The organism is Limnohabitans sp. 2KL-27, assembly GCF_001269345.1.
Taxonomy (GTDB): domain Bacteria; phylum Pseudomonadota; class Gammaproteobacteria; order Burkholderiales; family Burkholderiaceae_C; genus Limnohabitans_A.
The window spans coordinates 242,098-268,733 of the sequence record NZ_CXOP01000001.1; the positions used below are offsets into that span (position 1 = coordinate 242,098).

The window sequence follows — 26,636 nt, forward strand, 5'->3', positions numbered from 1 at the left end:
AGCCGGGGCCTGAACGCATGAAATGGCATTTCGACTTGTTTCGCCCCCGGCTGCTGGACAGCCTGCAAGGCTACAACCGCCAACTGTTCACCCAAGATGTGGGCGCTGGCATCACCGTTGGTGTCGTGGCCCTGCCGCTGGCCATGGCCTTTGCCATCGCCTCCGGCCTCAAACCCGAGGCGGGTCTGTTCACCGCCATCATCGCCGGCTTTCTGATCTCGGCACTGGGGGGCAGCCGGGTGCAAATCGGCGGCCCAGCCGGTGCCTTCATCGTCATCGTCTATGGCATCGTCGAGCGCTATGGCCTGGCCAATCTGATTTTGGCCACCGCCATGTCGGGGGTGCTGCTCTTTTTGATGGGCTTGTTCCGCCTGGGCACACTGATCCGCTTCATCCCGGTGGCGGTGGTGATCGGTTTCACCAACGGCATCGCGGTGCTGATCATGCTGACGCAAATCAAGGACTTGCTGGGCCTCAAAGTCGTCAGCATGCCGGCGGATTTTTTTGGCATATTGAACACACTCTGGCAAAACCTGCACACAGCCAATCTGGCCGCCTTGCTGCTGTCCTTGGCCTCTTTGTCACTGGTGGTGGGCTGGTTGCGAATGAGCCGCCGGCTGGCGCACACCCCTTTGAAAGCCATCAGCATCGTGCCCGGCTCCATCATTGCGCTGGTTTTTGCCACCCTGGCCACTTGGTTGCTGTCTTTGCCTGTGGAGACGATCGGGAGCAAGTTTGGTGGCATTCCTTCGGCCATGCCTGGTTTGGTTTGGCCGGATTTCAGCTGGGACAGCGCCCGCTTTTTGCTCATGCCCACCTTGACGCTGACGCTTTTGGGGGCGATTGAATCGCTGCTGTGCGCCCGCATCGCCGACGGCATGATTGGCGACCGCCACAACCCCAATCAAGAGCTGATGGCGCAGGGCGTGGCCAACTTTGTCACGCCATTTTTTGGCGGCATGCCGGCGACCGGCACCATTGCCCGGACCGTGACCAACATCAAAAGCGGTGGCACCACCCCGATTTCGGGCATGGTGCATGCGCTGACCTTGCTGGCCGTGGTGTTGGTGGCAGCGCCGCTGGCCGGGCACATTCCGCTGGCAGCGCTGGCAGCCATCTTGATGTTTGTCGCCTGGAACATGGGCGAGTGGCGCGAATTTTTGCACCTGCGCCAGTACCGCATGCCCTACCGCATCACCTTGCTGGCGGTGTTTTTCCTGACCGTGGTGTTTGACCTGACGGTGGCCGTCGAAGTGGGCCTGATCGCCGCCTGCCTGACCTTCATCTACCGCATCTCCAGCCTGAGCCGCTGCGAGGCGGTCAGCCGACTGGACCATCCCGGCTTGGCTGGGCAAGACGGCGCCATCCAAGCCTGGCGCCTTTATGGCGCCCTGTTTTTCGGTGCCGTGAAGTTGATCGAAGACATCGAGGACAAAATCAGCACTCCAGTATTGTTGGTGGACCTCAAAAACGTGATTTACATCGATTCATCGGGTGCAGATGCTTTGATGAACTTGATCGATACCTGCCGCCGCAAAGAGGTGACGCTGATCGTTTGCGGTTTGCAGCACCAACCGCTGGACATTGCCCGACGCAGCGGCTTGCTCAATCACCTGCAAGGCCCCCTGGAATCGGACTTGCCTGCGGCCATCCAGCGGGCCCTCAGCCTGTCGTGATGGCCGAACCCTTAAAATCCAGCCCTGTTGGGCCCCATCCCCTGATTCTCTTGTTATCCGCCTGAAAGCTTGCCATGTCCTTTTTCCGCCGCCCTGACTACACATCTGACACCACCCAGTTCATCGAGCAACTCAAGGCGCAGCACCCCGAGTTGGAGGCCGAGCAACGCCAGGGCCGCGCCCTGCTGTGGGACAAGCAGCTGAGCCGTGACGAGCAGCAGGCTTTCAAAAACGCACGCGTGGCCCAAAAGCCCTACGTCTACCAAACCCAGGCCTCCTGAATCTGGCGCTGAACTTGGCGCTGATCGCGCGCAGAGCAAACTCCGCCTCCAACGGGACCCCCATGACCTTGCCCTCCTACCCCACCGAGCTGCCCGCAGCGGGACAGGACACGCCTGCCTCCATGCCGGTGGTGGTGGACCATGTGGCCGTGGCAAGGTTGTATGGCGAGCCGCTGTTTTCTATGCCCACCGACCTGTACATCCCACCGGATGCACTGGAGGTGTTTCTGGAGGCCTTCGAAGGGCCGCTGGACTTGCTGCTCTATTTGATCCGCAAGCAGAACTTCAACATCCTCGACATCCCCATGGCGGGTGTCACGCGCCAGTATTTGGCCTATGTCGATGAAATCCGTCAGCGCAATTTGGAGCTCGCCGCCGAGTACCTGCTGATGGCGGCCATGCTGATCGAGATCAAATCGCGCATGCTGCTGCCCCCCAAAAAGGTGGCCGAAGGCGAAGAAGCCGAAGACCCGCGTGCCGAACTGGTGCGCCGCCTGCTCGAATACGAACAAATGAAATTGGCTTCGATGCAGCTCAATGCCGTGCCCCAATATGGCCGTGATTTTTTGCAGGCCGAGGTCTACATCGAGCAAAGCCTGCAACCGCGCTTTCCAGACGTCAGCATGGACGAGCTGCAAACAGCCTGGCGCGACATCCTCAAACGCGCCAACCTGGTGCAGCACCACAAGATCAGCCGGGAAGAACTGAGCGTGCGCGAGCACATGAGCATCGTGCTCAAGCACCTGCAAGGGCGCAAATTTGTCGAATTTGAACACCTGTTCGACCCCACTTTGGGCGTGCCGGTGCTGGTGGTGACCTTCATTGCCCTGCTGGAACTGGCCAAGGAAACCCTGATCGAGATCACCCAAGCCGAAGCCTTTGCGCCGATTTACGTTCGGCTGGCTTACACGCCCAATTGATCGGTCAAACCGCCTCGCCCCGAGGCCCACGCCCCATCAAGACCTGAACGGCCTCTCGGGCTTGCAAGCGGCCATCGAGCAGCGCCACCACGGCCTCGGTGATGGGCATGTCCACCCCCAAACTTTGGGCCCGTTGCCAGACGGTGCGGGCGCTGTAAACGCCTTCGGCCACATGGCCCAGCGAAGTCACGGCTTGTGCCAAGCTCAGGCCTTGTGCCAGCAGCAGACCCACTTTGCGGTTGCGGCTCAGGTCGCCTGTGGCCGTCAGCACCAGATCACCCAGGCCCGACAAGCCCATGAATGTTTCGGGCTTGGCGCCCAGCGCCACACCCAAGCGGGTCATTTCAGCCAGGCCTCGGGTGATGAGCGCGGCCCGGGCGTTCAGCCCCAGCTGCAAGCCATCGCACAGGCCCGTGGCGATGGCCAGCACGTTTTTAACAGCGCCGCCCACCTCGACACCGACGATGTCTTCATTCGCGTACACGCGCAGCGACCCGCCATGAAAGGCCTTGACCAGCGCATCACGCACCGAGGCGTGTGGGCTGGCCGCCACCAGCGCGGTGGGTTGGGTGCTGGCCACCTCTTGTGCAAAACTGGGGCCGCTCAGCGCCCCTGCCCGCAGTTGGGGGGCGACCTCAGCCTGCACTTCGTGGGGCATGAGGCCTGTGCCCGCCTCAAAGCCCTTGCACAACCAGGCCACCGATGCGGGCACGTCCTGCAGCGCCAGCAAGGTGCTGCGCAGGCCAGCCATGGGGGTGGCAATGATGAACAGGTCTTCGGCCGTGGCGGACTGCAGCAGAGCGTCCAGCGGGCCTGAAATGATGGCGAGCGCTTGCGGCAGTTCGATGCCGGGCAGGTAGCGCTCGTTGCGGCGCTGCTGCTGCAGGGTGAGGGCCTGTGCAGCGTCACGCGCATGCAAAACCACCCGGTGGGTCGCGGGCTGTTGGCTGGCGGCAATGGCCAACGCGGTGCCCCAGGCCCCTGCACCGATGAAGGTGATCTGCATGCCGGGTGCGGTGTTGTTTTACTGCTGGGTGGCGGCAGCTTGGGCCTGCTGCTGCTCGAACATGGCCTGGAAGTTGATTTCGGCCAAATGCACAGGCGGGAAACCCGCACGGGTGATCAGATCGGCCACATTGCCGCGCAAGTAGGGGTAAACGATTTGCGGGCAAGCAATGCCCATGATCGCGCCCAACTGGTCTTCGGGCACGTTGCGGATTTCAAAGATGCCGCCTTGCTTGCATTCGGCCAGGAACACCGTCTTGTCAGCGATCTTGGTGTGCACGGTGGCCGTGACACAGACTTCAAACACGCCTTCGGCCACCGGAGTGGCTTCCACACCCAGCTGGATGTCCACGCTGGGCTGCTGCTGCTCGATCAGGATGGCAGGGGAGTTGGGTTGCTCCAGCGAAGCCTCCTTGAGGTAGACGCGCTGAATCTGGAAAACAGGGGCTTGGGCTTCGGCGTTGACGGCGGTATCGGTCATGACATTCTCTTGAAAAAATACGGGCAGTCCACAAGGGACCGCCCAAGGATGAAACGGGTCAATTATCAGCGATCACATGTGGGCCGGGGACATCGCCCTGCCTGTGAAAACCCCAAGGGTTGTCAGGCCGCTTGCAACAAAGGCACCAAGCCGCCTTTGGCGTCCAGCGCCATCAGGTCGTCGCAGCCGCCCACGTGGGTGTCACCCACATAAATTTGCGGGACGGTCCGCCGACCGGTGATCTGCATCATGTGGTCGCGCTGGGCCGGGTCCAGGTCGATGCGGATTTCTTCGATCTGCTCGACGCCTTTGGCTTTGAGCAACTGCTTGGCACGCACGCAGTAAGGGCAGACAGCCGTGGTGTACATCTTGACGTTTTGCATGGGAGCTTTCTGGGTTCAGGCTTTTTCGACGGGCATGCTGGCGGCTTGCCAGGCTTTGAGGCCGCCGGCCAAGGATTTCACATTTTCAAAGCCCAGCTTGCGGGCTGTGGCAGCGGCGCGGGCCGAACGCGCACCCACCTGGCAAACCATGACCACCTGGGCCGATTTGCTCTTGACGAGCTGGGCCAATTTGTCTTCCAACTGGCCCAAAGGCAGGTTTTTGGCGCCCATCACATGGCCGCGCGCGAATTCGTCGGGTTCGCACACGTCGATGACGATGGCTTTTTCGCGGTTCATCAGCTGCACCATGTCCTGGGGGCTGAGGCCTTGGCCTTTGTTCAAAGTGGGAAGAAGCAAGGCCAATCCCGAGGCCAGGGCCATGGCGATGAGCATCCAGTTGTCGAGGAGAAATTTCACGAATCAGACCTTTTTAAACCACAAAATACCGGCCCGTCAGCGGGCCGCCAAGTGCTGATTCTAAAATGAGGGACTTTCCCTCTGTTTTTCGCAGCCTCTGCTGCTTGCCCAACATGTACAAAATCGTCCTCATACGCCACGGCGAATCCACTTGGAACCTTGAAAACCGATTCACCGGCTGGACCGATGTGGACCTGACCCCCACCGGCGTGAGCCAAGCCATGTCGGCGGGCAAATTGCTCAAGGCTGAAGGCTTGGAATTTGACCTGTGCTACACCTCGGTGCTCAAGCGGGCCATCCTCACCCTCTGGTTCACCCTGGACGAGATGGACCGCACCTGGCTGCCGGTGGTCAATGACTACCGCCTGAACGAGCGCCACTATGGCGCACTGCAGGGGCTGAACAAAGCCGACATGGCCAAGCAATACGGTGACGAACAGGTGCTGGTCTGGCGTCGCAGCTACGACACCCCGCCGCCGGCACTGGAAGCGACCGACCCCCGCTGCGAGCGCAGCGACCGCCGCTATCCCCAGCCCGATGTCGTGCCGCTGACCGAATGCCTGAAAGACACCGTGGCCCGCGTGCTGCCTGCTTGGAATGACAGCATCGCCCCCAGCATCAAGGCCGGCAAGCGCGTGCTGATCGTGGCGCACGGCAACTCGATCCGAGCCCTGATGAAGTACTTGGACGGCATCTCTGACCAGGACATCGTGGGTGTGAACATCCCCAACGGCATCCCCTTGGTGTACGAGCTCGACGAGAACCTGAAGCCGATTCGCCACTACTACCTGGGTGACGCCGAAGCTGCTGCCAAAGCCGCTGCCGCGGTCGCCAGCCAAGGCAAAGCCTGAAGGTTGATCTGCACGGGCGTGACAGGGGATTTACACCCCGTCACCCAACTCACCTGCTGGCGGGTGTATATTGATTCGCTTCTGATGGGGAACACACAAGCACATGGGACAAAAACTCAAAATCGCGGGCTGGCTCAGCGTTGGGGCACTGGCCGGTGCGTTGACCACCGTGTCGCTGCAAACCGTGGCACGCGGCAACATGGCCCCCTTGCCGCTGGAAGAGCTGCAGCAGCTGGCCGCTGTGTTTGGCATGGTCAAGAGCGACTACGTTGAGCCCGTGGATGAGAAAAAACTGATCTCCGAAGCCATCTCCGGCATGGTCGCCAGCCTGGACCCCCACTCCCAGTATTTCGACAAAAAAACCTTCAAAGAATTTTCTGAAGGCACCTCGGGCAAGTTTGTCGGCGTGGGCATCGAGATCAGCCAGGAAGACGGTTTGGTCAAGATCGTCTCGCCCATTGAGGGCTCACCGGCCGATCGGGCCGGCCTCAAGCCCAACGACCTGATCACCAAAATCGATGACACCGCGGTCAAAGGCCTGAGCTTGAACGATGCGGTCAAACGCATGCGCGGCGAGCCCAAAACCAAGGTATTGCTGACCATCTTCCGCAAGTCCGAAAACCGCACCTTCCCGGTGACCATCGTGCGCGAAGAGATCAAGACCCAATCGGTCAAATCCAAAATCGTCGAGCCGGGTTATGGTTGGATTCGCGTGTCCCAGTTCCAAGAACGCACGGTGGACGACTTTGCCCGCAAGATCGAAGAGATGTACAAGCAAGAGCCCCAGCTCAAAGGCCTGGTGCTCGACCTGCGCAACGATCCCGGGGGTCTGCTGGACGCGGCCGTGGCCTTGTCTGCCGCATTTTTGCCTGAAAACGTCACGGTGGTCACCACCAATGGCCAGCTTGAAGAAAGCAAATCCATCTACAAGGCGACACCCCAGTTCTGGCGTCGCAACAGCAGCAACGACCCCATCACCCGCATGACGGTGGCCACGGGTGGTGCGCTGAAAAAAGTGCCTTTGGTGGTGCTGGTGAACGAAGGCTCGGCCTCGGCCAGCGAGATCGTGGCGGGCGCCCTGCAAGACTACAAGCGCGGCACCCTCATGGGCAGCCAGACTTTTGGCAAAGGCTCGGTGCAAACGGTGCGCCAACTGGGTCCTGACACCGCCCTCAAAATCACCACGGCCCGCTACTACACGCCCAATGGCCGCGCCATCCAAGCCAAAGGCATCGTGCCGGAGGTGATGCTGGACGAAACCGAAAACGGCAACGTCTTCTCGGCCCTGCGCCCCCGCGAAGCGGACCTGGACAAACACCTGTCCAATGGCAAGGAAGCCCAAGAGAAAAAAGACCCGGTCCGCGAGAAAGCCCGCGAAGACGCGATCAAGAAACTCGAAGAAGAGTCCAAAAAGCCTGTGGCCGAACGCCGCTTGCCCGAGTTCGGCTCGGACAAGGATTTCCAGTTGATCCAGGCCTTGAACCAGCTCAAGGGTCTGCCCGTCAAGGCCAGCACGACGCTGGCCGAACGCAAGATCGAAAAGAAAGTCGACTGAGCCCCACAGGTGACGCGCATGGATGACACGCAGCTGCTGCGCTATTCGCGGCACATCCTGCTCAACGAACTGGGCATCGACGGCCAGGAAAAACTCTTGGCCTCCCACGCCCTCATCATCGGTGCGGGTGGGCTGGGTTCTCCGGTCAGCCTGTATCTGGGCAGTGCAGGTGTAGGCCACATCACCGTGGTCGACCACGACGAGGTGGACGCCACCAATTTACAGCGCCAAATTGCCCACACGCTGGACCGGGTGGGCCAATCCAAAGCCGACTCGGTGCGAACCGCCATCGCCCAGATCAACCCCGATGTGCGCGTCACCCCCATCACCCAACGCGCGGAGGCTGCCCTGCTGGACACGCTGGTGGCGCAAGCCGATGTGGTGGTCGACTGCTGCGACAACTTTGAAACCCGCCAGGCCGTGAACCTGGCCTGTGTGGTGCACCGCAAGCCGCTGGTCTCAGGCGCGGCCATCCGCATGGACGGCCAGGTTTCGGTATTTGACAGCACGCAGGCTGAAGCGCCCTGCTACGCCTGCATTTTCCCGCCTGAGCAGCTGCCCGAAGAAACCCGCTGTGCCACCATGGGCGTGTTCGCACCGCTGGTGGGCATCATCGGCACGGTGCAGGCGGCTGAAGCCCTCAAAATCCTGAGCGGCATGGGCAGCCACATGGCCGGACGTTTGCTGATGCTCGATGGGCGCGAACTGTCTTGGACCGACATCCGCATGCAACGCAACCCGGCTTGCCTGGTGTGCGCACCGCACCGCCAAGGCTGAACAGACTCAAGCAAGCCAGCATTCGGCTGCAGGGGGGGCCTCCCACAGCGCAGACGCCCTGAAATCTTCGTGGGAGCGAGCCCCTGCTCGCGAATGCATGCAAACCGTTGGCGCCTATTCAAAGAGCTCTCCCATCCTGAATAAAGAGGATGGGGCAAACCCGGACCTCCAAGCATGCCGATTCGGTATGTAATCCATAAAGGCCATTCCGTAAAAACACGCACACCATGTACCTGAGCTCCAAACAGGCGACGCTACTGGGCCAGATCATGCAAACTCTGGCCGAGCCGCATGAAGAAACCGAGATTCGCGAGATCATGGGTGACTTGGTCATGCAGCTGGTCGGGGCTCAGTATTACGCCAGCTTTGTCTGGCAGCCCGACAGCCAAATTTTTGCCCAGCCCATCCAGATCAACATGGACCCGATGAATCTGCGGGCCTATGAAAGTTATTACCAGTTCCATGACCCCATCACGCCACTCATGCAGCGTTACCAGGTGGCCGTGCGTGCCACCGATGTGCTGGGAATTGACGAGCTGAAGAAAACCGAGTTCTTCAACGACTTCCTGAACAAGGATGGCTTGTATTGGGGTGTGAACCTTTACGCCTGGCACCAAGGGCAAAACCTGGGTGACATGCGCATCTGGCGCGACAAACGCAGGGATAACTTCACACCCGACGAGCTGCGCTTGCTCGACATGCTGCAGCCGGCTTTTGTCACGGCGCTGGCCCGTGCGCAAAGACCCAAGCAGCACGAAGTCTTGACGCTCAACACCCTGTCCCAACGCCTGACCACGCGCGAGCAGGACACCGCACGGCTCGTCATGCTGGGCATGACCGATAAGGAAATAGCCCGGGCGTTGGACATTTCCACCACCACGGTGCGCACCCACCTGGAAAACGCATTTCGCAAAGTCGGTGTGAGCAATCGGGCCGCACTGGTGCACAAACTCAGGCCCTGAAGGTATCCTGCGAATCAAGGATGGTGGCTCATCCAAGGTTTTCTTAGCATGGTGTGAACGCTCATTTCAGCGTTGACAACACCTCACAGGAGACCCACATGAGCATGGATACATCACGACGCCAATTTTTCAAAAACACCACAGCCGTCTCTGCAGCTGCCGTCATGGGCGACTTGGCCCTCACGGCCGCCGGCGGCCACATGGCACAGGCCAAAACGAAGGATGCGCTGTCTGAATTGACCGCGACGCAAGTGGTTCGCGACATCAGCAATGGCAAGCTCAAGGCCGAAACCTATATGGCCGCCATGATTGCGCGTGCCAAGGCTGTCAGCAGCCTCAATGCCATGATTTACCTGAATGAAGACAAAGCCATGGCGGCGGCACGTCAGGTCGATGCGGACCGTACCGCCGGCAAAAAACTCGGTGCTTTGGCCGGTTTGCCGATTGTCGTCAAGGACAACATCAACACCAAGGACATGAAGACCACGGGGGGCACACCCTCGCTGCGCCATTTTCAGCCCAGCAAAAATGCACCCTCCGTTCAAAAGTTAATCGATGCTGGCGCCATTGTCCTGGGCAAATCCAATCTGCACGAATGGGCTTTTGGCATCACCAGTACCAACTTCACGCTGGGCACAGACCAATCTGGCGGCGCTGCACGCCCCTGCAAAAATCCCTATGACAGCACCCGCATTCCTGGCGGCTCGTCGGGGGGCACGGCTGCAGCCATTGCCGCAAGATTTGCACCGGCCGGTCTGGGCACAGACACGGGGGGGTCAACCCGCGTGCCAGCCTCCTTCTGTGGTGTGGCCGGTTTCCGTCCCTCGGTGGGCGATGGCGAAGGCAAAGGCCGCCGCTACCCCGACACCGTCAACGATGCCCTGCCCATCAGCACCACGCGCGACACGGTGGGACCCATGGCCCGCACAGTGGCCGACTTGGCCTTGTTGGATGCCGTGATTGCAGGCGGCGATGTGCCTGTGGCCAAATCGCTCAAAGGCCTCAAAATCGGCATTCCTGCCACCTTCTGGGCGGGCTTGGATGACAGCGTGAAGACGGTGGCCGATGACGCCAAGAAAAAGCTGGCGGCTGCCGGTGTGGTGTTTGTGGATGCCGATCTGGCGGGCATCATGGCACTCAATGGGGAGATGTCGTTTCCGATTGCCTTGCACGAGCCGGTGCACGCCATTCCGGCCTATTTGTCGGCCAATAACGCGCCTGTCAAAACCGTCAAGGAAGTGGCGGATCAACTTGCCAGCCCGGATGTGGCGGGTGCCTTTGGCGCCATTCAAGGCCCCTTCAGTGAAGCCGCTTTCCACGATGCGTATTTGGGCATCATGGCCACCAAGCGTCCAGCCTTGCAAAAACTCTACAAAGACTATTTCGCCACGCAAGGTGTGGAGTGCGTGTTGTTACCAACAACCCTCTTGGCCGCGCCCAAGATCGACGCCGCCAATGGCTCCAAAAACCTCAGCTACACCGTCGGCGGTGTGGTGCAAAAAGACAAAGACACCTTTGGCACTTGCATCCGCAACACCGACCCCTGCACCAATGCTGGCATTCCCAGCGTGTCGATTCCGGCAGGTTTGACGGCAGGCGGTTTGCCCGTGGGCATGCAAATCGACGGCCCCTTGGGCTCGGACAGCAATCTGCTGGCCATTGGCATGGGCATCGAGGCGGTTTGGGGGTCGGTCAAAGCACCGGCAATCTGATCAAGACCGGCCCTGAGCCGGTCAGAAACGCCAGAAAAGGCCGGGTGTCATTCAAAGCACCTGGCCTTTTTTGTGGAGATCTGGCTCAGTCCGCCGTAAAACCAGAGGCCTTCACAACCGGTGCCCAGCGAGCGGTTTCTGAGCTGATCAATGTCTGAAGGTCTTGCGGGGTACCGCCGCCGATTTCTAAGCCCATTTTGGTGAAACGATCTTTAATCGCCGGGTTTTTCAACGCGCGGTTCACAGCGGCATTCAAAGTGGTGATCTGCGCGGAATCCATGCCGCCCGGCGCGAACAGGGCAAACCAGCCCACGCCGACCAAATCCTTGAAGCCTGACTCGCGCAGCGTGGGCACATCCGGAAACAAGGCATTGCGCTGAGGGCCTGAGGTGGCCAGGATGCGGCTTTTGCCTGCGCGGTGCATCTCGCCCTGGTCGACCAAGGTGTCAATGCCCAAGGTCACTTGATCGCCGATGAGGGCCGTCATCAATTGCGCACCGCCGTTGTAGGGCACATGGGTCAGATCGAGCCCCGTCTTCTGGCCAATCATCACGCCAAAGAAATGCGGCAAACTGCCTGGGGCAGGTGAGCCAAATGAGCCGGTTTTGGGATTCTTTTTGACCACGGGCACCAAGTCCGCAATGCTGCGAATCGGGCTGTCGGCCTTGACCGACACACCAAACTGGAAGTCGGCAATGTGCGCCACAGGTGCAAGGTCTTTTTGCACGTCGTAGTTGAGTTTCTTGAACACCAGCGGCGCCAGCACCGGCACCACAATCGGTGCCAGCATGATCGTGGTCCCGTTGGGCGCAGCATTCTTCAAGGCTTCAGCGGCGATGCGGCCACCTGCCCCCACGCGGTTTTCGACCACCACAGGGCGGCCCAATTCGTCCTTGAGGCGTTCGGCCAACAGACGTGCGGCCAGATCGGCAGAGCCGCCAGCACCAAAACCCACCAACACTTTGAGGGGGACCGGCTCGTTGGCTTGCGCCAACCCAGACAACAACAGCAACATGCTGCCCAACCAGAGTTTCGTTTTCATCGCGCTTCCTTGATATTCAAAAGTTGAAAAACACACCAGAGGACTTTAGGGTTTTCTGCCGGTAGCGAACACCCTCAAAATTGATGGTTGGTCCAGTTCAAGGCGCCCATACAGCGGGTAATCTCTCTTGACCTTGCCCTTGGATTTGTTAATTTGAAGTGCTTGTGAGAAGACCCCCATGTACCTGAACACCCAACAATCCAAAATGCTGGCAGATCTGTGCGCGGTCATGGCCTCGGATGTCACGAAAGCGCAATTGCTCCAGTCCTTGGCGCAACCCTTGGCGCAGTTCATGCAGGCCGATCATCTGGTCTCGCGCCAATGGAATGCCCAGACCAATCGCTACGCCATCTGCGCGTCTTACAACGTCAAGCCATCGAGAATCCGAGCGTATGAAGCGCATTTCCAGTTTTGCGACCCCATCACACCGCGCCTTCGGGCCATGCGTACACCCGCGCGGGTCAGCGATGTGTGTTCTGCGCAAGAACTGGAGGGCTCCGAGTTTTACAACGACCACCTGCGCCAGGACGGCATTCACTGGGGAGTGAACCTCTACGCCTACCGTGGTGATACGTGTCTGGGCGATCTCGTCATTTATCGGGCCAGGGGACGAAAAGACTTCAGCCCCCAGGACATGGCTTGCCTGAACATCCTGGCGCCAGTGTTCACAGCGGCATTAAGCCGACTGGAGGCGGTGGATTCCACCAAACCCGCCTGGATGGGCCATGAAGAAGCCGAGCTGCGCAGCTTGTTGAGCGGGCCTTGTCAGCTCAGCCAGCGCGAGGCCGATGTGGTGCTGCTTTGCCTGAACGGCTGCTCAGACAAGGACATTGCGCGGGAGCTTCAGATTGGCTTTACCACTGTGCGCTACCACCTGGGCCACGCGTTTGAAAAGCTCGGCGTTCAGGGGCGTAACAAATTGCCCGCCCGCATTGGGCAACTTTTGCATCAGGCCTGAACCATCGGTGGCCGAGGCAGGCGTGGCAAAACCCGCTCAATGGCCGCCGCCACAGTCAACAGGTGGCGATCCGAGCCCAAGGGGCCGTCCAGCTCCAGCCCCACGGGCAAGCCCTCCGCAGTCAAACCTGCCGGAACGCTGATGCCGGGCAGTCCGGCATTGCTGCCGGGATCGGTGTTGCGGATCAAGGTTTTGAATGTGGGCACTGCTTGCCCATGCAAATCCACCAAGTCGTCGTGACCAATGGGTGGGGCCGTCATGAGGCAAGTTGGGAAAGCCAGGGCATCCAGGCGGTGGTCGGCAAAGTGCCGGGCATAAGCGGCCTGCAGCTTTTGCCGCCTGGCCAGCGCCGCAGCGTAGGCCGGGGCTGTGACGCGTTCATGGCCGAGTTGCCGAGACAAGATCCGGACCACATCCGGGCTGCCCACACCCGCCAGCAGGGCGTCCATCGACAAGCCCTGCGCCTTGGCATAAGCGGGCAGGCTTTGCATCATTTCGAACATCACCAAGGTCGATCCCGTGGTGTCGTTGTGCCGCTTCAGGTCGGGCACATCCAAAGTCACGCACACAACGCCTTCAGAGGCCAGCGTATCCAGCGCTTGTTCAATGACCGCCAAAACTTGCGGGTCGGCACCTTCAAAAAAGTCCCCACGCGGAATGCCCAAGCGCAGGCCTTTGAGTGACACATCCGGCAGGTCAGCTGGGTCTTGAGCCAAGAGCGCGTCGAGCCAAGCCACGTCGGCAACGCTGCGGGCCATCGGCCCCACGGTGTCTTTGCTGGGTGACAAGTGCAAGATGCCTTGCGAGGGGTAGCGGCCCATGCTGGGCCTGAACCCCACCACACCACACAAAGCGGCTGGTAGGCGCACCGAAGCACCGGTGTCTGTGCCCAGAGCGGCGGGCACCATGCGTGAGGCCACGGCCACGGCCGATCCACCAGAGCTGCCACCCGGGACGCGCAGGGGGTTCCAGGGGTTGCGACAAGGACCCGTGACCGCGTTGTGGGTGGTGCCCCCCAAGGCCAATTCGTGCAGATTGGTTTTGCCAGCGATCAAGCCGCCGGATTGCAGCAGGCGATCGACCACAGCGGCATTGCGCTGAGGTCTGGAAGCGAGCAATGCCCGCGTGCCACCACTGGTGGGCAGATCGGCGGTGTCGATGTTGTCCTTGATCGCCACGGGTATGCCAATCAAGGGTCGGCAATCAGGCTGTGCACAGGAGGCTTGGTCAAGGACTTTGGCTTGCTGGATCAGTCGCTCCCTATCTCGGCTGATCCAAGCATTCAGATGTGCCAATCGGTCGGTTTGCTGCAGCAAGGCGTGAACGTACTCTTGGTGCCCCAGCTTTCTGCGACGGATCGCTTTTTGAGCTTCAATCAGTGAGAGTTCAATGGGGTCCATAGAGGTTCAGAATCAAACCCATTAACTCTATGAGACTGGCCATGCATTGAACACCCCTATGAATGATGGTGTTGACGCGCGTGGAAGAAGGCCCCTGCCGCGCTCAGTCGCCATGGCAAGCGCCATGAAATTTTCTAAAGACGGGAGGCGACATGGCGACCTCAGGTGCAGCAAAAAGACCGATTTTTTGTTTTTGGGCCTGACGTTGCAGACCCGCATAGGGGCCTTTGCCTGTGCGAAACCGGTAGGCCCAAGCCATGCCCGAGCGCACCATCTCAGCACCTAAATCCACGTCATCCATCAACAAACGGCCAATCTGCCGGCCATAAACATCGTGGCCGTGATCCAGCACTTGCACAGACTTGCGCAAGGCCAGGCGAATCATCGCGTCGCGGGCTTCAGGTCCGCCGGGCTGACAGGTCTCGGGGGCGTCAATACCGTCGATGCGCAACTTCACCGGATCAGGCAGCCCGTCGCGCACAAGCAACACGGTGTCGCCATCCATGACCCAACTCACCCATCCCTTCCAAGCCTCGGAAGCCTGGCCCTCTAGAGGCAGCGCAAAGGCCAACACACACAAGCAAAGACGCCATGGCGTCATGACACCTCCTTGCTACGCTGGCCCTGACGACGATTGGCCTTGGGTAAGTCGGGGCTCAGTTCGGTAAGCAAGGTTTGGGCGCGGGCTTGCAAGCGCTCCAATGCTTCGTCAAATTGAGCAGCTTCTTCTGGTTGTAGCGCTTTCAAAATTTGGCTATTGATGGCTTGAATCTGAGGCATCAACACCTCATAAATCTGCCTACCTGCAGGCGTCAAACTCACCAATGCACTGCGCCTGTCGTGAGCGGGAATGGTGCGCAAGACCAAGCGTTTGGCCACCAAAGCGGTCAGGGTGCGCGAGGTGCGGGCACGGTCGCGGTGCATGCGCTCGGCGAGAGCAGATGGCGGCAAGCTGCCGTTTTCATAAAGTTGGGCCACCACGGACCATTCGCGACGGGTGATGCCATAGCCGCCTTCACACAAGCGCACCACCATCGCCCCTGCCACGCTCGACAACCGTCCCAACCTGTACAAAAGCAGATCTTCAATCGAGGCCAGACGTTGAGATGGAGACATGGACATCAGGGTTTTCCGGGGGGATGATTGTTTAGATCAATTGTCGGTCAGGGCGCTACATTCTGTCTTGCTTATTCCACAAGAGGGCCTGAGCCCCATCGTGCGCTGATTTTCAGGCACGCCACACCCACCTGGTCACATGATCTCCCAACGCCCCAACATCATTTTCATCGTGGCCGACGACCTCGGCTTTGCAGACCTGGGCTGCTACGGCGGCCGCGACGCAAAGTTTGGCAAGGTCTCGCCTGTGCTCGATCAACTTGCAGCCAACGGCCTCAAGTTCACGCAAGGTTATTCCAACTCGCCTGTGTGCTCGCCCACCCGCTTTGCGCTGATGACCGCCCGCTACCAGTACCGCCTGCGCGGCGGGGCCGACGAGCCCATCAACAGCAAGAGCAAAGGCAGCGCTGTGCTGGGCCTGCCGCCCGAGCACCCCACGCTGCCCTCGCTGCTCAAGGCCAGTGGCTACCGCACGGCGTTGATCGGCAAATGGCACCTGGGCTACCCACCCCACTTCAGCCCCATCAAGTCGGGCTACGAAGAATTCTTCGGACCCATGTCGGGCGGGGTGGATTACTTCACACACTGCGCCTCCAGCGGCGCGCACGACCTTTACAGCGGTGAAGACGAAACGCCCGAAGACGGCTACCTGACCGACCTGATCTCACACAAGGCGGTCAACTTTGTCGAACGCATGGCCCCGGGCGCTGCGCAAGGCACGCCCTTCTTTTTGAGCCTGCACTACACCGCGCCGCACTGGCCCTGGGAAACCCGCGAAGACCATGCGCTGGCGCAAGAAGTCAAAGACAACCTGTTCCACCTGCACGGCGGCAACATCCACACTTACCACCGCATGATCCACCACATGGACGAAGGCATTGGCTGGGTGGTGGACGCACTCCAAAAGACAGGCCAACTCGACAACACCCTGATCGTCTTCACCAGCGACAACGGCGGCGAGCGCTTCTCTGACAACTGGCCCTTGGTCGGCGGCAAGATGGACCTGACCGAAGGCGGCATCCGCGTGCCATGGATTGCACACTGGCCCGCCGTCATCGCGCCGGGCGGCACATCGGCCCAACACTGCATGACCATGGACTGGTCGGCCACCATGGTGGCGCTCGCCGGTGCCCAGGCCGACGCGGATCACCCGTTTGACGGTGTGTCGCTCGCCCCCGTGCTGCGCGATGCGAAGCACCAGTTTGACCGCCCCTTGTACTGGCGCATGAACCACCGGGGCCAGCGCGCCTTGCGCATGGGCGACTACAAATACCTGAGGGTGGACGGCCACGACTATTTGTTCAACATCCCGGCCGACGAACGCGAGCGGGCCAACCTGGCCCAGCGCCAGCCTGACAAGCTGCAAAGCCTGCGTGCCGAATGGGAGGCCTGGGACAGCACCGTGCCCGCCATCCCCGAAGACGCCACCATCAGCCTGGGCTACTCGGTCAAGGACATGCCTCAGCGCTGAGGCCTTGGCGGCTAAGATCGGGCATGCTTGACCTGCAACGCTTTTTGACTTTTCGCCAATGGCCACGCCTGACGGCGCCCCTGGCCCGTACCGAGGTGCTGGCTGGCCTGACGGTGGCCTTGGTCATGATCCCTCAGGCCGTGGCCTATGCGGGCCTGGCTGGCATGCCGCTGGTCACTGGGCTGTACACCTGTCTGATACCCGCTTTGCTGGCCGTGCTGTTTGGCAGCGCCAACCGCTTGTCAATCGGCCCGGCTGCACTCACCTGCGTGCTGATTGGCGCCTCGCTCACGGGCATGGCACAACCCGGCTCGCCCGAATGGGTGGCGCTGGCGGTGTGGTTGTCGTTGCTGTCGGGGGCCATTCAGCTGTTGCTGGGCTTAGGACATTTCGGCTGGCTCATCAACCTGGTCAGCGCCCCGGTGATGACGGGCTTCACCCAAGCCGCATCTTTGCTCATCATGGCCTCGCAAGTGCCCGGCTTGCTGGGTGTCAAGGCCTGGAGTTGGAACGTGCAGACTTGGCCCAGCTGGCTGAGCAGTTGGCCCGCCTTGTTTGGCCTGGGTAGCCTGGCTGTGCTTTTGCTGCTGCGGCGTTTCAAGCCGCGCTGGCCTGGCATCATGATCGTCATGGGCATCGCCTCGGCCATCGCTTATGCCACCGATTACCAGAACCATGGCGAAGTGGTCGGGCTGCTGCCCTCGGGGCTGCCCGATTTTTACTGGCCTGCGTGGCCGGGCCTACCCATCATCAACCAGTTGTGGGTGCCCGCCATGGTGATCGCGCTGGTGAGCTTTTTAGAAACAGCATCGAGTGCCCGCATCGAATGCCGCCGCGACGGCAAGCGCTGGGACGACAGCACCGAACTCTTCAGCCAAGGCTTGGCCAAAATCGCCTCGGCTTTTTCGGGCAGCTTTGCCACCAGCACCTCTTTTTCTCGCTCGGCCCTGATGCTCTACGCCGGTGCGCGATCGGGCTGGGCGGTGGTCGCTTCGGTCGGCTTTGTGCTGTTGGCTTTGCTGATCCTCATGCCCGCGCTGCAATATGTGCCGCGCTCGGTCATGTCGGCAGCCGTGATCGTGGCCGTGCTCAATTTGTTCCAACCCCGCCAGTTCCTGAACCTCTGGCGCGTGGACCGCATCGAGACCGTGACGGCTGGCATCACCTTTGCCATGACCTTGTTGACTGCGCCGCGCATTTACTGGGGCGTGCTGACCGGGGTCCTGGTGGGCCTGAGTCACTTTTTGCACACCCGTCTGCACCCACGCATCATCGAAGTGGGCCTGCACCCCGATGGCAGTTTGCGCGACCGGCATCTGTGGCATTTGCCACCATTGGCACCTCATTTGTACGCATTGCGCATGGACGCTGAACTGGACTTTGCCGCCGCCAGCGAATTTGACCGGGCCATCACCGACCACTTGGCACGCCACCCCGATGTGTTGCATGTTTGCCTGTTTGCCCAACCCATCAACCGCATCGACGTGACAGGCGTGGAGACCTTTGGCCAGCTGCACCGTCAACTGAGCAGCCGGGGCATCACGCTGCACATCAGCGGACTCAAGCTGCCCGTCGAAAAAGCTTTGCAGCGTGCCGGGGAACTCGCTGAGAGTGCCCACCTCAAGATGTACCGCACCGACGCAGAGGCCTTGCAGGCCCTCAGGTCACTCGATCCCTTACCAGCCGACATGGGCGCAGCCGCCATCTGAGGGCCATCAACCGGGGATTTCCGCCTCCACCAAGAGCGCCAGCAACTGCAAGGACTCTTGCCAACCCAGGCAACAGGCCTCTGGCGGAATCATGTCGGGAATGCCAGCTTGTTCGATGTTCACTTCAGTGCCCACCAACACGGGCTTGAAAGTGACCGTGGTCACCATCTGACCAGGCAAGTTCGGATCATCGAAGGTGTCGGTGTGGCTCAGCCTTTCCCCACTCACCAGCTCCAAAAAGGTGCCGCCAAAACTGTGGCTTTGGCCGCTGCCCAGATTCGTGAACGACATCCGATAGCCACCCCCCACGCGGGCGTCCATGTCGTGAACACGGCCCGTGAAGCCGTGCGGTGGCAACCACTTGGCCATGGCATCGGGGTCAATGAAAGCGCGAAACACACGTTCGACAGGGGCGCGCAAAACGCGCTGGAATGTGACGGTATGGGGCATGCGTTCTCCTTGCTAACGGCCATTTTGCCAACGCTCAGGCCAAACCCTTTTCAAATTCGGTCAAGCGCTTGTGGATCGAGCGCAGCTCGGTGATGTCGGTCCAACGCTCAATCAGGTACGAGAACGCTTCGTTCACCTTGCCGAACGCATTGCTGACCTGCTGGATCACACCCAGGGTGATCAAGCCTGTGAACAGCGACGGCCCCATGAGCAGGTAAGGAAAGATCACCATGGTCTGGCTGTAAAAATTGCTCCACAAATGGAAATAGGCATAGTGGTTGAACAGCCGAAAATTGTTCAAGCGCACACCCGTGAACAGGCCCATCACTGTGGGCAAATCCATGCGGGCACGGTCATCCTCAGCAAACACCAGATCCTTGCGCAAAGCGGCCTCGGTCTTTTGGTTGTTGTACTCCAGCCCTGGCAGGCGGATGCCCACAAACCACGACAGCACCGTCCCCCCCAGCGCGGTGACCAGCGCCACCCAGAACAGCGAGCCCTCAAACTGCAACCAGGCAATGGCCATGCCTTTGGAGAGCAACCACAAAATCGGGATGAAAGACACCAGCGTGAGCACCGCACGCACCAGCCCCAAGCCGAGGTTTTCGGTCTGGCGGGCAAAACGCATGCAATCTTCTTGGATGCGCTGGGAAGCGCCTTCCACCGTTTCTGTGGTTCGCTGCCAACGGGGCAAATACAACTCGGTCATCGCCTGGCGCCACCGGAACGCGTAGTGCGAGGCCAGATAAGTCTCTAAGCTGCGCAACAGCATGTAAGGGAAAGCGATCCATGCGAACTGTTGCATGAAGCCCCAGAACTTCTCCAGACCACCAGCTTGCTCGGGCTTTTGCAGCAGGTCGTAAAAATCACCGTACCAAGCATTGAGTTTGACCGTCTGCTGCACCGTGATGAACACCAGGGCCACCAACACCAGCAATCCGCCCCAGGCCCACAAAGCCCAACGGCGAGAAAGAAAAAAACTGCGAAACATGGGCTCAAGCCTCTTTCGGGTTGACGTCATCCACCGTCACGGTGTCGAAGTCGGCGGGCAGCACCACCTCGAGCAGTTCCACATCGTGGCTGTGACCCATCTCGCGGTGGCGAATGCCGGGCGGTTGGTGCACGCACGAGCCGGCCTCCAGCCGCACCACGCCCTGCCCTTCGTACTCGAACTCGATCCAACCCTTGAGCACATAGACCAGCTGAAACTGCGTCTTGTGGAAATGCGGCTGACTGGAAAAATCTTGCCCTCCGGCTGCACGGATCACGCTGGCCGTGACCCGCCCGTCCGTGGCATGCTTAAACCCCAAGTCACGGTATTCAAAAAACGAGCGCAGGCCTTTTTCAAACTGCGCGTCCTTGGCGTGGGTGACCACGAAACCTTGTGTCGTCATGTGCAAATCCTGAGGGGTGAAGACTGCTGGATTGAATGGGTCATTGTTTGGATTTGAGATATTTTTGAACATCATCGAGCAACTTGGTTTTTGCCGAATTTTCAGCCCCCACCCAAGCAAACCGACGCATGTCCACGCCGTAGGTAATCACGTTCTTTTGAATGGGTCCGAGAAAAATTCCATGGGCTGCATTGTCATAAAACCAAATTTCAATGTCTGCGCCTTGACTCTTTTGGGCTTCAAACCAGTCAATAGGCTTTGGGGTCTGTTCAAAACGATTCACCAGCCCATTACAGGTTTGTGCGTTGCCATGAGGATGGATGAAGGCCGCTGTATTGGTGAAGCAGGGGTCTTGCCGGATCCAAATCCAATCTTCTTCTGTTTTGCCACCGTAGTTGTCTATCTTTCCATATACAAGGCGCAAGGGAACTTTTAATTTATCCGGGAGTCCAAGACCCATGCCAGGAGCACCTTCCGCAAACACGCCCTTGACATGGTCTGGCGACACAGCACCCGCAATATTGGCGACCACAATGCCGCCGTTAGACAGTCCATGAAAGTAAATTTGCGATACGTTGATGTCTTTGCGCTTGATCGCCCACTCATAAGCGCCCAAAGTGACTTTGTAAATCATCTTTTGCCGGGCTTCATTGGTCGCTTGAGAAGCCCAGAACCTCATGCCTTGGTAAAACCCATTGTGTTCATAGGCATCGAACAAAAGCGTAGCAAAGCCCCTGCTGCGAAAAGCATCTGCTGCATTTTTCGTGGCGCTGTCAACGCCGCCGCCGCCATGAACCAGAATCATCAATGGTGACTTGTCACTGAACAAGGGTTTTTGAAATTTCACTGAAGAATGACACGGGTCAAACTCAGCCAGAGGCCCCTCAACTGTGTGGAATTGAGGACGAATCACTTTGAGCGTTGCAACATCTTTGGGTGAAGGGTTGCAGTCTTGAGCCATCACGCTGCTTGCCATTGAGACAAAAGCAAAAACAATTTTCCAAACCGACAAATGACGCATGCTTTTCTCCCATTGGTAAAACTCGGGCTCAATATTCAAAAATTTTCACACACACCGGCTGCCTGGTCTTTCACTGGCAGCTGACTTTCAAGTCGTCACTATCCATCCCTCCAGCGGATCAAAGCTCGGCAAGCCGTATTGCGGGTGTCCAGCTTCGTGCTGTTGTTGCGCCCAAGCCGCTTGCATCAGGCACAGGGTCGCATCGAGGCTGTCGCCGCTGGCGTCGTCGGCCAGACGCCCCAATAAGGCGTTGCTGGCCACCAGGCGCAGGCCAAGGCGGGTTTGGCCGCGCTCCAGTGCGCTCAGCAGTTCGCGCCGGGCCAGCAGGCGCTCGGGGGTTTGTTTGGCTTTGTCGTCGCTTTTGTAGCTGGTGTTGACCAGCACCTCTCGGGCCAGCAGGCCGGGGTAGGCCTCCAGCGCCACGCGGCGCCCATCACCTGCGTGCAAGCCGGGCAGATGCACACCCGCTTGGCGCAGCAGCGGCACGCCCGCGTGCAGCATGTAAGCCACTGGCGGGTTGACCCATTTCATGGACGGGCTGGAGCCTGCGGGCCGGTCGGCAGCGCGGTGCGCGAACTTGCCGCCTGCGGGGCGGGCGTTGCAAAACGCCGCAAATTGCTCGCGAATCTGGGGGCGCGCCAGCGCACAGTAATGGTCCATGCAGGCGGCCCAGTCGGTGGGCCAGCCCAAGGTCTCAACCAATTCGCGCGGCAAGCCAAAAGGCAAATCAAAACCGCCCACCCAGTCGGCAGGTTGCGCCAGCCAGGCGCCAAAAGCGGCCAGCGAGTCAAAGGTTTGCAGCGCCTGCAGTTGCACCCTGCCCTGCCGGGCTTGGCCAAGCGCCAGCACGATAGGCTTGCGTTTAGAGGGGCTGCTGGAGAAATCGCAACCAATCAATGGCGCACTGTTCATCTCACCACCCCAAGGCCATGACACCAGCGGCAATCAGCACGGCCCCGGCAATGCGCGGTCCCCGGTCTTTTTCGCCCAACAGGTGACCACCCAGCAAGGCGGCAAACAGCATGGACACTTCACGCGCCGGGGCCACATGCGACAGGGGCGCCACCTGCAGTGCGTACAGCACCAGCACGTAAGACAAAGGGCTGAAGATGCCAACGATCAAGGCGTAACGCCTTTGCTGCAGCCACAATGCCCACACAGTCTGTCGATCGCGCAGCAACGTGGGCGTCAAAAATACCAGGCGCACCAGGTTGCCGAAGTAGTCCACCAAAATGGGCGACATCAGCGCCACCTTGACGGCGTAGCCATCGACCACGGTGTAGCTGGCGATGAACAGGCCGGTGATGCCGCCATAAAAAATACCTGTGCGCACACGCGCTTGCTGCTGCGGGTCTTGCGCGGCTTGCCACAAGCCTGGGCCACCCGCGATCAGAAACACGCCACCGACCACGCCGAGGATGCCCATCAGGCCCAGCGCCGAAATCTGCTCCCCCAAGAAAAAAATCGCCACCATGGACGACAGCAACGGCCCCGAGCCTCGCGCCAGCGGATAGACCACCGTCAAGTCGGCTTGTCGGTAACCGCGCAGCAAGACGATGAAGTAGCCAACGTGCAGCAAGGCACTGGCCAGCACCAAGGCCCATTCCAGCAGTCCCCAGGCGGGCACTTGCTGCCAGCCCACCCACAGGCCTACAGGGGCCCAAAACACCATCAGCACCACCGAAGTGAAGGCGACAAAACGCACATCGCCACCGGCTTTTTTGGCGGCGATGTTCCAACAGGCGTGGATGAAACCCGCCAGAACGACAAGGGCAAGCGCACTCAGGGGCATGGGCGTAAAAAAGCCCCTTGCGGGGCTTGGCATGGAGTGGGTTTAAGCCCGACCGATGATGGACGCGGTGGCCATGAGCTCTTCCAGCAGTGCCAGTGAAACTTTGCCAGACACGTTGTACGGGTCGAGCTCGGCACGCTCAGAGTATTTGAGCAAGATGTTGGTGTTGACCCGCGAGGCATCAACTTGGCCCATGGTCCAACCGCCGAAGCGGCGTTCAGAGATTTCTTCGTAGTGCAACAACACCACATCCTTGTGGCGCGGGTCCTTCTGGATGTGGCCGTACAGCTCGCTGACGGCATTGCGCCCGCCTTCGATGGCTTGCAGGAAGATGCCGCCACCATAGCAAAGGATGCCGGTGATGCCGCTGGTCGGATTGAACTGGCGCGACTGGGCCAAGATGGATTCAATGGTCTCCGCACGGGTGTCCACAGCGCGGCTGGCGTAAAGCAGGCGTACCAACATGGTCAGTTCTTTCCAGGAATCAGGGAGAGGAATTCACGGCGCAGGTTCGGGTCCTTCAAGAAGGCACCACGCATGACCGAGTTGATCATCTTGCTGTCCATGTCTTTGACGCCGCGCCAGCCCATGCAGTAGTGGCTCGCTTCCATGACGATGGCCAAACCATCGGGCTGGGTTTTGCGCTGGATCAGGTCAGCCAGTTGCACCACGGCTTCTTCCTGGATCTGGGGGCGGCCCATGATCCACTCGGCCAGACGGGCGTATTTGGACAAGCCAATCACGTTGGTGTGTTCATTGGGCAGCACGCCGATCCAGATCTTGCCGATCACCGGACAAAAGTGGTGGCTACAAGCGCTGCGCACCGTGATGGGGCCGACGATCATCAGCTCGTTGAGGTGCTCGGCGTTGGGGAATTCGGTGATCTCGGGGCCTTCGACATAGCGGCCCTTGAACACCTCCTTGAGGTACATCTTGGCCACTCGGCGGGCAGTGTCCCCCGTATTGTGGTCGTTCACCGTGTCGATGACCAAGCTGTCGAGCACACCCGCCATCTTGTCGGTGACTTCGTCCAGCAATTTGTCCAACTCACCGGGTTCGATGAACTCGGCGATGTTGTCGTTGGCGTGGAATCGCTTGCGGGCGGCGTTGATGCGCTCGCGGATTTTGACGGAAACAGGAACGCCTTCGTCTTCGGGCGTGGCGGCAGAGGCAGTCATGGCGTCTGGGGCTTTCATTAACATGTCAGGGATCGTAACAGCGATTGATCAGCGCCCCCCACGGCCAGCAAACGCCCATGACGGGCAGGGGGGGATCGCCATCCTAATAGCGGTTGCCGGTCAAAAACAAGGCCAAACGCATCAAACCGAACGCAACCCGGTCGCGCAGCCTTTGATGCCAAGGCCTTTGGGTGTAATGGGCGGCCACCACATCAGTGCTTTGTTGCTCGATGGCCAAGCACAGCCTTTGGTACAACTGCTGGGCAAAGGCTTTGTCGGCCACCACCACATTCGCCTCACGCGCCAGCAGCAAACTGAGCGGGTCCAGGTTGGACGACCCCACTGTGGCCCAAGGGCGATCGTTGTCCGGGTCCACCACGGCCACTTTGGCATGCAAAAAGCTGGCGGTGTACTCGTGGATTTCGACGCCCGCATCCAGCAACACCCCGTAAACGGGGCGGGCGGCGTGGTATTGCATGAAGTATTCGTAACGCCCTTGCAGCAGCAGGCGCACGCGCACCCCCCGTTGCGCCGCATGGATCAGGGCTTTTCGCAATCGCCGACCGGGCAAGAAATAAGCATTGGCGATGACAATCTCGTGGCGGGCCGCACCGATGGCTTTCAAGTAAGCGCGCTCGATCTGGGTGCGGTTGAGCACATTGTCACGCAGCAACAATCCAGCCTTGGCCACCAGGTGCACCTCGGTAGGTTCAGTCTGCTGCACCCACGGCGCATGCAGCCCTGCCGCCCTGAACGAGCTGAACGCTTGCGGGAATTGCTGCTGCCGGACATGCCGCACCCCTTCGATGCGCCACCACAGCTGCGTCATCGTCTCCTGCATTTGCTGCACCAATGCCCCCCTGGCGCACACGGCAAAGTCCAGCCTGGGCTGGAGCAAGGCGCCATGGTGCGGGTCGTACCAATCGTCCAGGATGTTGATGCCGCCACAAAAAGCCAGATGGCCATCGATCACACACAACTTGCGGTGCAAGCGCCGCCATCGGCTGGGGATCAACAAACCCCAGGTGCCCAAAGGCGAATAAATACGCCAATCCACCCCGGCACGCTCAAAGCGCTCGCGCCAGGCCGGCGGCAGCGCCAATGTGCCGACACCATCGACCACCACCCAAACCTGCACGCCGCGCAAGGCCGCACGCTCGAGCGCCTCGGCCACCCGCTCGGCTGCACCGTGGAAATCAAAAATATAGGTCTCGATGTGCACCTGCGATCGGGCCTGCTCCAAGGCGGCCTCCAAGGCTTCAAAATAGGCTTGCCCCCCTTCGATCAGGCGGATTTGATGGCCGTCACGCAAGGTCACGCCGTGGCGCATGGTCAATCGATCCAGGCAAATTCGGCCACCAGGGGGAGGTGGTCCGACATGCGTTGCCAAATGCGCCCCGTCGGGGCCATGGCATGGACGGGTGTCAGGCCACGGGCATACACATGGTCGAGCTGGTTGAGCGGCAATCTCGATGGGTAGGTGGGCGTGGGCTGCTCACGCCACTCGCGAAAACCGGCGCCAGCCATGCGCCGCCCCAGCCCGGTGCCCCAATCGTTGAAATCGCCAGCCACCAGCACGGGCGCGTGGGCCGGGATGGTCTGATCGATGAAAGCCAGCAACTGCACCACTTGACGCACCCGGCTGGCAGGCACCAGGCCCAAATGCACCACGATCACGTGCACCACGCGGTCCACCACCTGCACCTCGGTGTGCAACAAGCCCCGCTGCTCAAAACGGTGGTCAGACATGTCCTGGTGCTGGTGTGACAGCACGGGCCAGCGCGACAGCATCGCGTTGCCATGCTCGCCATGGCGGGTGATGGCATTGGTGCGGTACACCGACGCATAGCCTTCAGGGGCCAGGTAGTCGGCTTGCGGCTGACTCGGCCAATGCGCAAAAAACCGCTCCTCGCGACGGTGCATGCGGCGCACCTCTTGCAAGCACACGATGTCGGCATCGAGCTGCTCGACCGCGTGACCCAGGTTATGAATTTCCAGCCGCCGGGTTGGGCCCAAGCCCTGCACCCCCTTGTGGATGTTGTAGGTGGCCACACGCAAGAGCGGGTGTTCGTGTCGCTTGGGCAT

The 26,636-nt window shown here is 60.1% G+C and carries 29 protein-coding genes; 11 read left to right on the forward strand and 18 right to left on the reverse strand.

From position 1 onward, the window contains the following. Positions 1 to 17: 17 nt before the first annotated feature. The 3 genes from LHAB_RS01155 (at position 18) to LHAB_RS01165 (ending at position 2,877) form a co-directional block, all read left to right on the forward strand. Positions 18 to 1,676, forward strand: coding sequence for a SulP family inorganic anion transporter (locus tag LHAB_RS01155; protein WP_090043547.1), 1,659 nt, complete (start codon positions 18 to 20; stop codon positions 1,674 to 1,676). Between the two features lie 74 nt (positions 1,677 to 1,750). Next, positions 1,751 to 1,957 (forward strand): DUF3460 family protein, encoded by a 207-nt coding sequence (locus LHAB_RS01160; RefSeq protein ID WP_090043548.1) that lies wholly within the window; start codon positions 1,751 to 1,753, stop codon positions 1,955 to 1,957. Positions 1,958 to 2,019: 62 nt separating this feature from the next. Further along, positions 2,020 to 2,877, forward strand: coding sequence for a segregation and condensation protein A (locus tag LHAB_RS01165; protein WP_090043549.1), 858 nt, complete (start codon positions 2,020 to 2,022; stop codon positions 2,875 to 2,877). A gap of 4 nt (positions 2,878 to 2,881) precedes the next feature. On the opposite strand, the gene LHAB_RS01170 is transcribed toward LHAB_RS01165, so the two are convergent. From LHAB_RS01170 to LHAB_RS01185, 4 genes are all read right to left on the reverse strand, one after another. Next, positions 2,882 to 3,883 (reverse strand): NAD(P)H-dependent glycerol-3-phosphate dehydrogenase, encoded by a 1,002-nt coding sequence (locus LHAB_RS01170; protein WP_090043550.1) that lies wholly within the window; start codon positions 3,881 to 3,883, stop codon positions 2,882 to 2,884. Between the two features lie 18 nt (positions 3,884 to 3,901). After that, positions 3,902 to 4,363, reverse strand: a complete 462-nt coding sequence (gene secB / locus LHAB_RS01175; protein ID WP_090043551.1) for a protein-export chaperone SecB — start codon at positions 4,361 to 4,363, stop codon at positions 3,902 to 3,904. A gap of 122 nt (positions 4,364 to 4,485) precedes the next feature. Further along, on the reverse strand, positions 4,486 to 4,746 hold the full coding sequence (grxC, locus tag LHAB_RS01180) for a glutaredoxin 3 (protein ID WP_090043552.1): 261 nt from the start codon (positions 4,744 to 4,746) through the stop codon (positions 4,486 to 4,488). Positions 4,747 to 4,761: 15 nt separating this feature from the next. After that, the gene (locus LHAB_RS01185) at positions 4,762 to 5,163 is read right to left on the reverse strand and encodes a rhodanese-like domain-containing protein (protein ID WP_090043553.1); all 402 of its coding nucleotides are present in this window, start codon (positions 5,161 to 5,163) and stop codon (positions 4,762 to 4,764) included. Between the two features lie 113 nt (positions 5,164 to 5,276). Here LHAB_RS01185 and gpmA point away from each other — a divergent pair, with 113 nt between their 5' ends. From gpmA to iaaH (LHAB_RS01210), 5 genes are all read left to right on the forward strand, one after another. Continuing rightward, entirely contained in the window at positions 5,277 to 6,014 is a 738-nt protein-coding gene (gene gpmA / locus LHAB_RS01190) for a 2,3-diphosphoglycerate-dependent phosphoglycerate mutase (protein WP_090043554.1), read from the forward strand. A gap of 103 nt (positions 6,015 to 6,117) precedes the next feature. Then, positions 6,118 to 7,569, forward strand: coding sequence for a S41 family peptidase (locus LHAB_RS01195; RefSeq protein WP_090043555.1), 1,452 nt, complete (start codon positions 6,118 to 6,120; stop codon positions 7,567 to 7,569). A gap of 18 nt (positions 7,570 to 7,587) precedes the next feature. Beyond that, on the forward strand, positions 7,588 to 8,346 hold the full coding sequence (locus LHAB_RS01200) for a HesA/MoeB/ThiF family protein (protein WP_090043556.1): 759 nt from the start codon (positions 7,588 to 7,590) through the stop codon (positions 8,344 to 8,346). 227 nt (positions 8,347 to 8,573) lie between these two features. Then, positions 8,574 to 9,308: a response regulator transcription factor gene (locus LHAB_RS01205; protein WP_090043557.1), complete on the forward strand. Its 735-nt coding sequence runs from the start codon at positions 8,574 to 8,576 to the stop codon at positions 9,306 to 9,308. Positions 9,309 to 9,508: 200 nt separating this feature from the next. Further along, positions 9,509 to 11,020: an indoleacetamide hydrolase gene (gene iaaH, locus LHAB_RS01210; RefSeq protein WP_228763324.1), complete on the forward strand. Its 1,512-nt coding sequence runs from the start codon at positions 9,509 to 9,511 to the stop codon at positions 11,018 to 11,020. A gap of 85 nt (positions 11,021 to 11,105) precedes the next feature. Here the strand turns inward: iaaH (LHAB_RS01210) and LHAB_RS01215 are convergent, their stop codons facing one another. Next, the gene (locus LHAB_RS01215) at positions 11,106 to 12,062 is read right to left on the reverse strand and encodes a Bug family tripartite tricarboxylate transporter substrate binding protein (protein ID WP_090043558.1); all 957 of its coding nucleotides are present in this window, start codon (positions 12,060 to 12,062) and stop codon (positions 11,106 to 11,108) included. A 178-nt stretch (positions 12,063 to 12,240) separates the two neighbouring features. Here LHAB_RS01215 and LHAB_RS01220 point away from each other — a divergent pair, with 178 nt between their 5' ends. Further along, a complete protein-coding gene (locus tag LHAB_RS01220; RefSeq protein ID WP_090043559.1) occupies positions 12,241 to 13,020 on the forward strand; it encodes a helix-turn-helix transcriptional regulator in 780 nt (259 codons plus the stop codon). Here LHAB_RS01220 and iaaH (LHAB_RS01225) read toward each other — a convergent pair. The 3 genes from iaaH (LHAB_RS01225) to LHAB_RS01235 form a co-directional block, all read right to left on the reverse strand. Then, on the reverse strand, positions 13,011 to 14,420 hold the full coding sequence (gene iaaH / locus LHAB_RS01225; RefSeq protein WP_090043560.1) for an indoleacetamide hydrolase: 1,410 nt from the start codon (positions 14,418 to 14,420) through the stop codon (positions 13,011 to 13,013). The genes LHAB_RS01220 and iaaH (LHAB_RS01225) overlap by 10 nt on opposite strands. Before the next feature lie 103 nt (positions 14,421 to 14,523). Then, positions 14,524 to 15,021: a thermonuclease family protein gene (locus tag LHAB_RS01230; protein ID WP_228763299.1), complete on the reverse strand. Its 498-nt coding sequence runs from the start codon at positions 15,019 to 15,021 to the stop codon at positions 14,524 to 14,526. After that, complete coding sequence (locus LHAB_RS01235) at positions 15,018 to 15,536, reverse strand: MarR family winged helix-turn-helix transcriptional regulator (RefSeq protein ID WP_228763300.1); 519 nt, start codon at positions 15,534 to 15,536, stop codon at positions 15,018 to 15,020. The genes LHAB_RS01230 and LHAB_RS01235 overlap by 4 nt, the downstream gene beginning before the upstream one ends. A gap of 139 nt (positions 15,537 to 15,675) precedes the next feature. On the opposite strand from LHAB_RS01235, the gene LHAB_RS01240 reads away from it, so the two are divergent. Together LHAB_RS01240 and LHAB_RS01245 are read left to right on the forward strand one after the other, a co-directional pair. After that, positions 15,676 to 17,007, forward strand: coding sequence for a sulfatase family protein (locus LHAB_RS01240; protein WP_090043563.1), 1,332 nt, complete (start codon positions 15,676 to 15,678; stop codon positions 17,005 to 17,007). A gap of 23 nt (positions 17,008 to 17,030) precedes the next feature. Next, entirely contained in the window at positions 17,031 to 18,716 is a 1,686-nt protein-coding gene (locus LHAB_RS01245) for a SulP family inorganic anion transporter (RefSeq protein WP_090043564.1), read from the forward strand. Between the two features lie 6 nt (positions 18,717 to 18,722). On the opposite strand, the gene LHAB_RS01250 is transcribed toward LHAB_RS01245, so the two are convergent. The 10 genes from LHAB_RS01250 to LHAB_RS01295 all read right to left on the reverse strand — a co-directional run bounded on the left by LHAB_RS01250 (position 18,723) and on the right by LHAB_RS01295 (position 26,636). Further along, positions 18,723 to 19,166: an SRPBCC family protein gene (locus LHAB_RS01250; RefSeq protein ID WP_090043565.1), complete on the reverse strand. Its 444-nt coding sequence runs from the start codon at positions 19,164 to 19,166 to the stop codon at positions 18,723 to 18,725. Positions 19,167 to 19,200: 34 nt separating this feature from the next. Beyond that, positions 19,201 to 20,157 carry a putative transporter gene (locus LHAB_RS01255; protein ID WP_090043566.1) on the reverse strand — a complete coding sequence of 319 codons (957 nt, stop codon included), beginning with the start codon at positions 20,155 to 20,157 and terminating at the stop codon, positions 19,201 to 19,203. 4 nt (positions 20,158 to 20,161) lie between these two features. Next, positions 20,162 to 20,560 (reverse strand): cupin domain-containing protein, encoded by a 399-nt coding sequence (locus LHAB_RS01260; protein WP_090043567.1) that lies wholly within the window; start codon positions 20,558 to 20,560, stop codon positions 20,162 to 20,164. A 40-nt stretch (positions 20,561 to 20,600) separates the two neighbouring features. After that, positions 20,601 to 21,581 (reverse strand): alpha/beta hydrolase family protein, encoded by a 981-nt coding sequence (locus LHAB_RS01265; RefSeq protein WP_194943045.1) that lies wholly within the window; start codon positions 21,579 to 21,581, stop codon positions 20,601 to 20,603. A gap of 87 nt (positions 21,582 to 21,668) precedes the next feature. Continuing rightward, positions 21,669 to 22,493 (reverse strand): DUF429 domain-containing protein, encoded by an 825-nt coding sequence (locus tag LHAB_RS01270; protein WP_090043569.1) that lies wholly within the window; start codon positions 22,491 to 22,493, stop codon positions 21,669 to 21,671. A gap of 1 nt (position 22,494) precedes the next feature. Beyond that, entirely contained in the window at positions 22,495 to 23,373 is an 879-nt protein-coding gene (locus tag LHAB_RS01275; protein ID WP_090043570.1) for a DMT family transporter, read from the reverse strand. 42 nt (positions 23,374 to 23,415) lie between these two features. Further along, a complete protein-coding gene (locus tag LHAB_RS01280; protein ID WP_090043571.1) occupies positions 23,416 to 23,838 on the reverse strand; it encodes a BLUF domain-containing protein in 423 nt (140 codons plus the stop codon). 2 nt (positions 23,839 to 23,840) lie between these two features. After that, on the reverse strand, positions 23,841 to 24,569 hold the full coding sequence (gene folE, locus LHAB_RS01285) for a GTP cyclohydrolase I (protein WP_090043572.1): 729 nt from the start codon (positions 24,567 to 24,569) through the stop codon (positions 23,841 to 23,843). Between the two features lie 85 nt (positions 24,570 to 24,654). Further along, complete coding sequence (clsB, locus tag LHAB_RS01290; RefSeq protein WP_090043573.1) at positions 24,655 to 25,881, reverse strand: cardiolipin synthase ClsB; 1,227 nt, start codon at positions 25,879 to 25,881, stop codon at positions 24,655 to 24,657. Positions 25,882 to 25,883: 2 nt separating this feature from the next. Then, complete coding sequence (locus LHAB_RS01295; RefSeq protein WP_090043574.1) at positions 25,884 to 26,636, reverse strand: endonuclease/exonuclease/phosphatase family protein; 753 nt, start codon at positions 26,634 to 26,636, stop codon at positions 25,884 to 25,886.

Bases quoted from the DNA above. Each gene is read 5' to 3' on its own strand.
- LHAB_RS01155 (WP_090043547.1), top strand. From the start codon at position 18: ATGAAATGGCATTTCGACTTGTTTCGCCCCCGGCTGCTGGACAGCCTG.
- LHAB_RS01220 (WP_090043559.1), top strand. From the start codon at position 12,241: ATGTACCTGAACACCCAACAATCCAAAATGCTGGCAGATCTGTGCGCG.
- LHAB_RS01255 (WP_090043566.1), bottom strand. From the start codon at position 20,157: ATGTTTCGCAGTTTTTTTCTTTCTCGCCGTTGGGCTTTGTGGGCCTGG.
- LHAB_RS01270 (WP_090043569.1), bottom strand. From the start codon at position 22,493: ATGAACAGTGCGCCATTGATTGGTTGCGATTTCTCCAGCAGCCCCTCT.
- LHAB_RS01230 (WP_228763299.1), bottom strand. From the start codon at position 15,021: ATGACGCCATGGCGTCTTTGCTTGTGTGTGTTGGCCTTTGCGCTGCCT.
- LHAB_RS01260 (WP_090043567.1), bottom strand. From the start codon at position 20,560: ATGACGACACAAGGTTTCGTGGTCACCCACGCCAAGGACGCGCAGTTT.
- grxC (WP_090043552.1), bottom strand. From the start codon at position 4,746: ATGCAAAACGTCAAGATGTACACCACGGCTGTCTGCCCTTACTGCGTG.
- LHAB_RS01200 (WP_090043556.1), top strand. From the start codon at position 7,588: ATGGATGACACGCAGCTGCTGCGCTATTCGCGGCACATCCTGCTCAAC.
- iaaH (WP_090043560.1), bottom strand. From the start codon at position 14,420: ATGGACCCCATTGAACTCTCACTGATTGAAGCTCAAAAAGCGATCCGT.
- LHAB_RS01250 (WP_090043565.1), bottom strand. From the start codon at position 19,166: ATGCCCCATACCGTCACATTCCAGCGCGTTTTGCGCGCCCCTGTCGAA.
- LHAB_RS01235 (WP_228763300.1), bottom strand. From the start codon at position 15,536: ATGTCTCCATCTCAACGTCTGGCCTCGATTGAAGATCTGCTTTTGTAC.
- gpmA (WP_090043554.1), top strand. From the start codon at position 5,277: ATGTACAAAATCGTCCTCATACGCCACGGCGAATCCACTTGGAACCTT.
- LHAB_RS01280 (WP_090043571.1), bottom strand. From the start codon at position 23,838: ATGTTGGTACGCCTGCTTTACGCCAGCCGCGCTGTGGACACCCGTGCG.
- iaaH (WP_228763324.1), top strand. From the start codon at position 9,509: ATGGCACAGGCCAAAACGAAGGATGCGCTGTCTGAATTGACCGCGACG.
- LHAB_RS01160 (WP_090043548.1), top strand. From the start codon at position 1,751: ATGTCCTTTTTCCGCCGCCCTGACTACACATCTGACACCACCCAGTTC.
- LHAB_RS01295 (WP_090043574.1), bottom strand. From the start codon at position 26,636: ATGCCCAAGCGACACGAACACCCGCTCTTGCGTGTGGCCACCTACAAC.
- LHAB_RS01265 (WP_194943045.1), bottom strand. From the start codon at position 21,581: ATGCGTCATTTGTCGGTTTGGAAAATTGTTTTTGCTTTTGTCTCAATG.
- LHAB_RS01215 (WP_090043558.1), bottom strand. From the start codon at position 12,062: ATGAAAACGAAACTCTGGTTGGGCAGCATGTTGCTGTTGTTGTCTGGG.
- secB (WP_090043551.1), bottom strand. From the start codon at position 4,363: ATGACCGATACCGCCGTCAACGCCGAAGCCCAAGCCCCTGTTTTCCAG.
- LHAB_RS01195 (WP_090043555.1), top strand. From the start codon at position 6,118: ATGGGACAAAAACTCAAAATCGCGGGCTGGCTCAGCGTTGGGGCACTG.
- LHAB_RS01170 (WP_090043550.1), bottom strand. From the start codon at position 3,883: ATGCAGATCACCTTCATCGGTGCAGGGGCCTGGGGCACCGCGTTGGCC.
- clsB (WP_090043573.1), bottom strand. From the start codon at position 25,881: ATGCGCCACGGCGTGACCTTGCGTGACGGCCATCAAATCCGCCTGATC.
- LHAB_RS01205 (WP_090043557.1), top strand. From the start codon at position 8,574: ATGTACCTGAGCTCCAAACAGGCGACGCTACTGGGCCAGATCATGCAA.
- folE (WP_090043572.1), bottom strand. From the start codon at position 24,569: ATGAAAGCCCCAGACGCCATGACTGCCTCTGCCGCCACGCCCGAAGAC.
- LHAB_RS01240 (WP_090043563.1), top strand. From the start codon at position 15,676: ATGATCTCCCAACGCCCCAACATCATTTTCATCGTGGCCGACGACCTC.
- LHAB_RS01245 (WP_090043564.1), top strand. From the start codon at position 17,031: ATGCTTGACCTGCAACGCTTTTTGACTTTTCGCCAATGGCCACGCCTG.
- LHAB_RS01165 (WP_090043549.1), top strand. From the start codon at position 2,020: ATGACCTTGCCCTCCTACCCCACCGAGCTGCCCGCAGCGGGACAGGAC.
- LHAB_RS01275 (WP_090043570.1), bottom strand. From the start codon at position 23,373: ATGCCCCTGAGTGCGCTTGCCCTTGTCGTTCTGGCGGGTTTCATCCAC.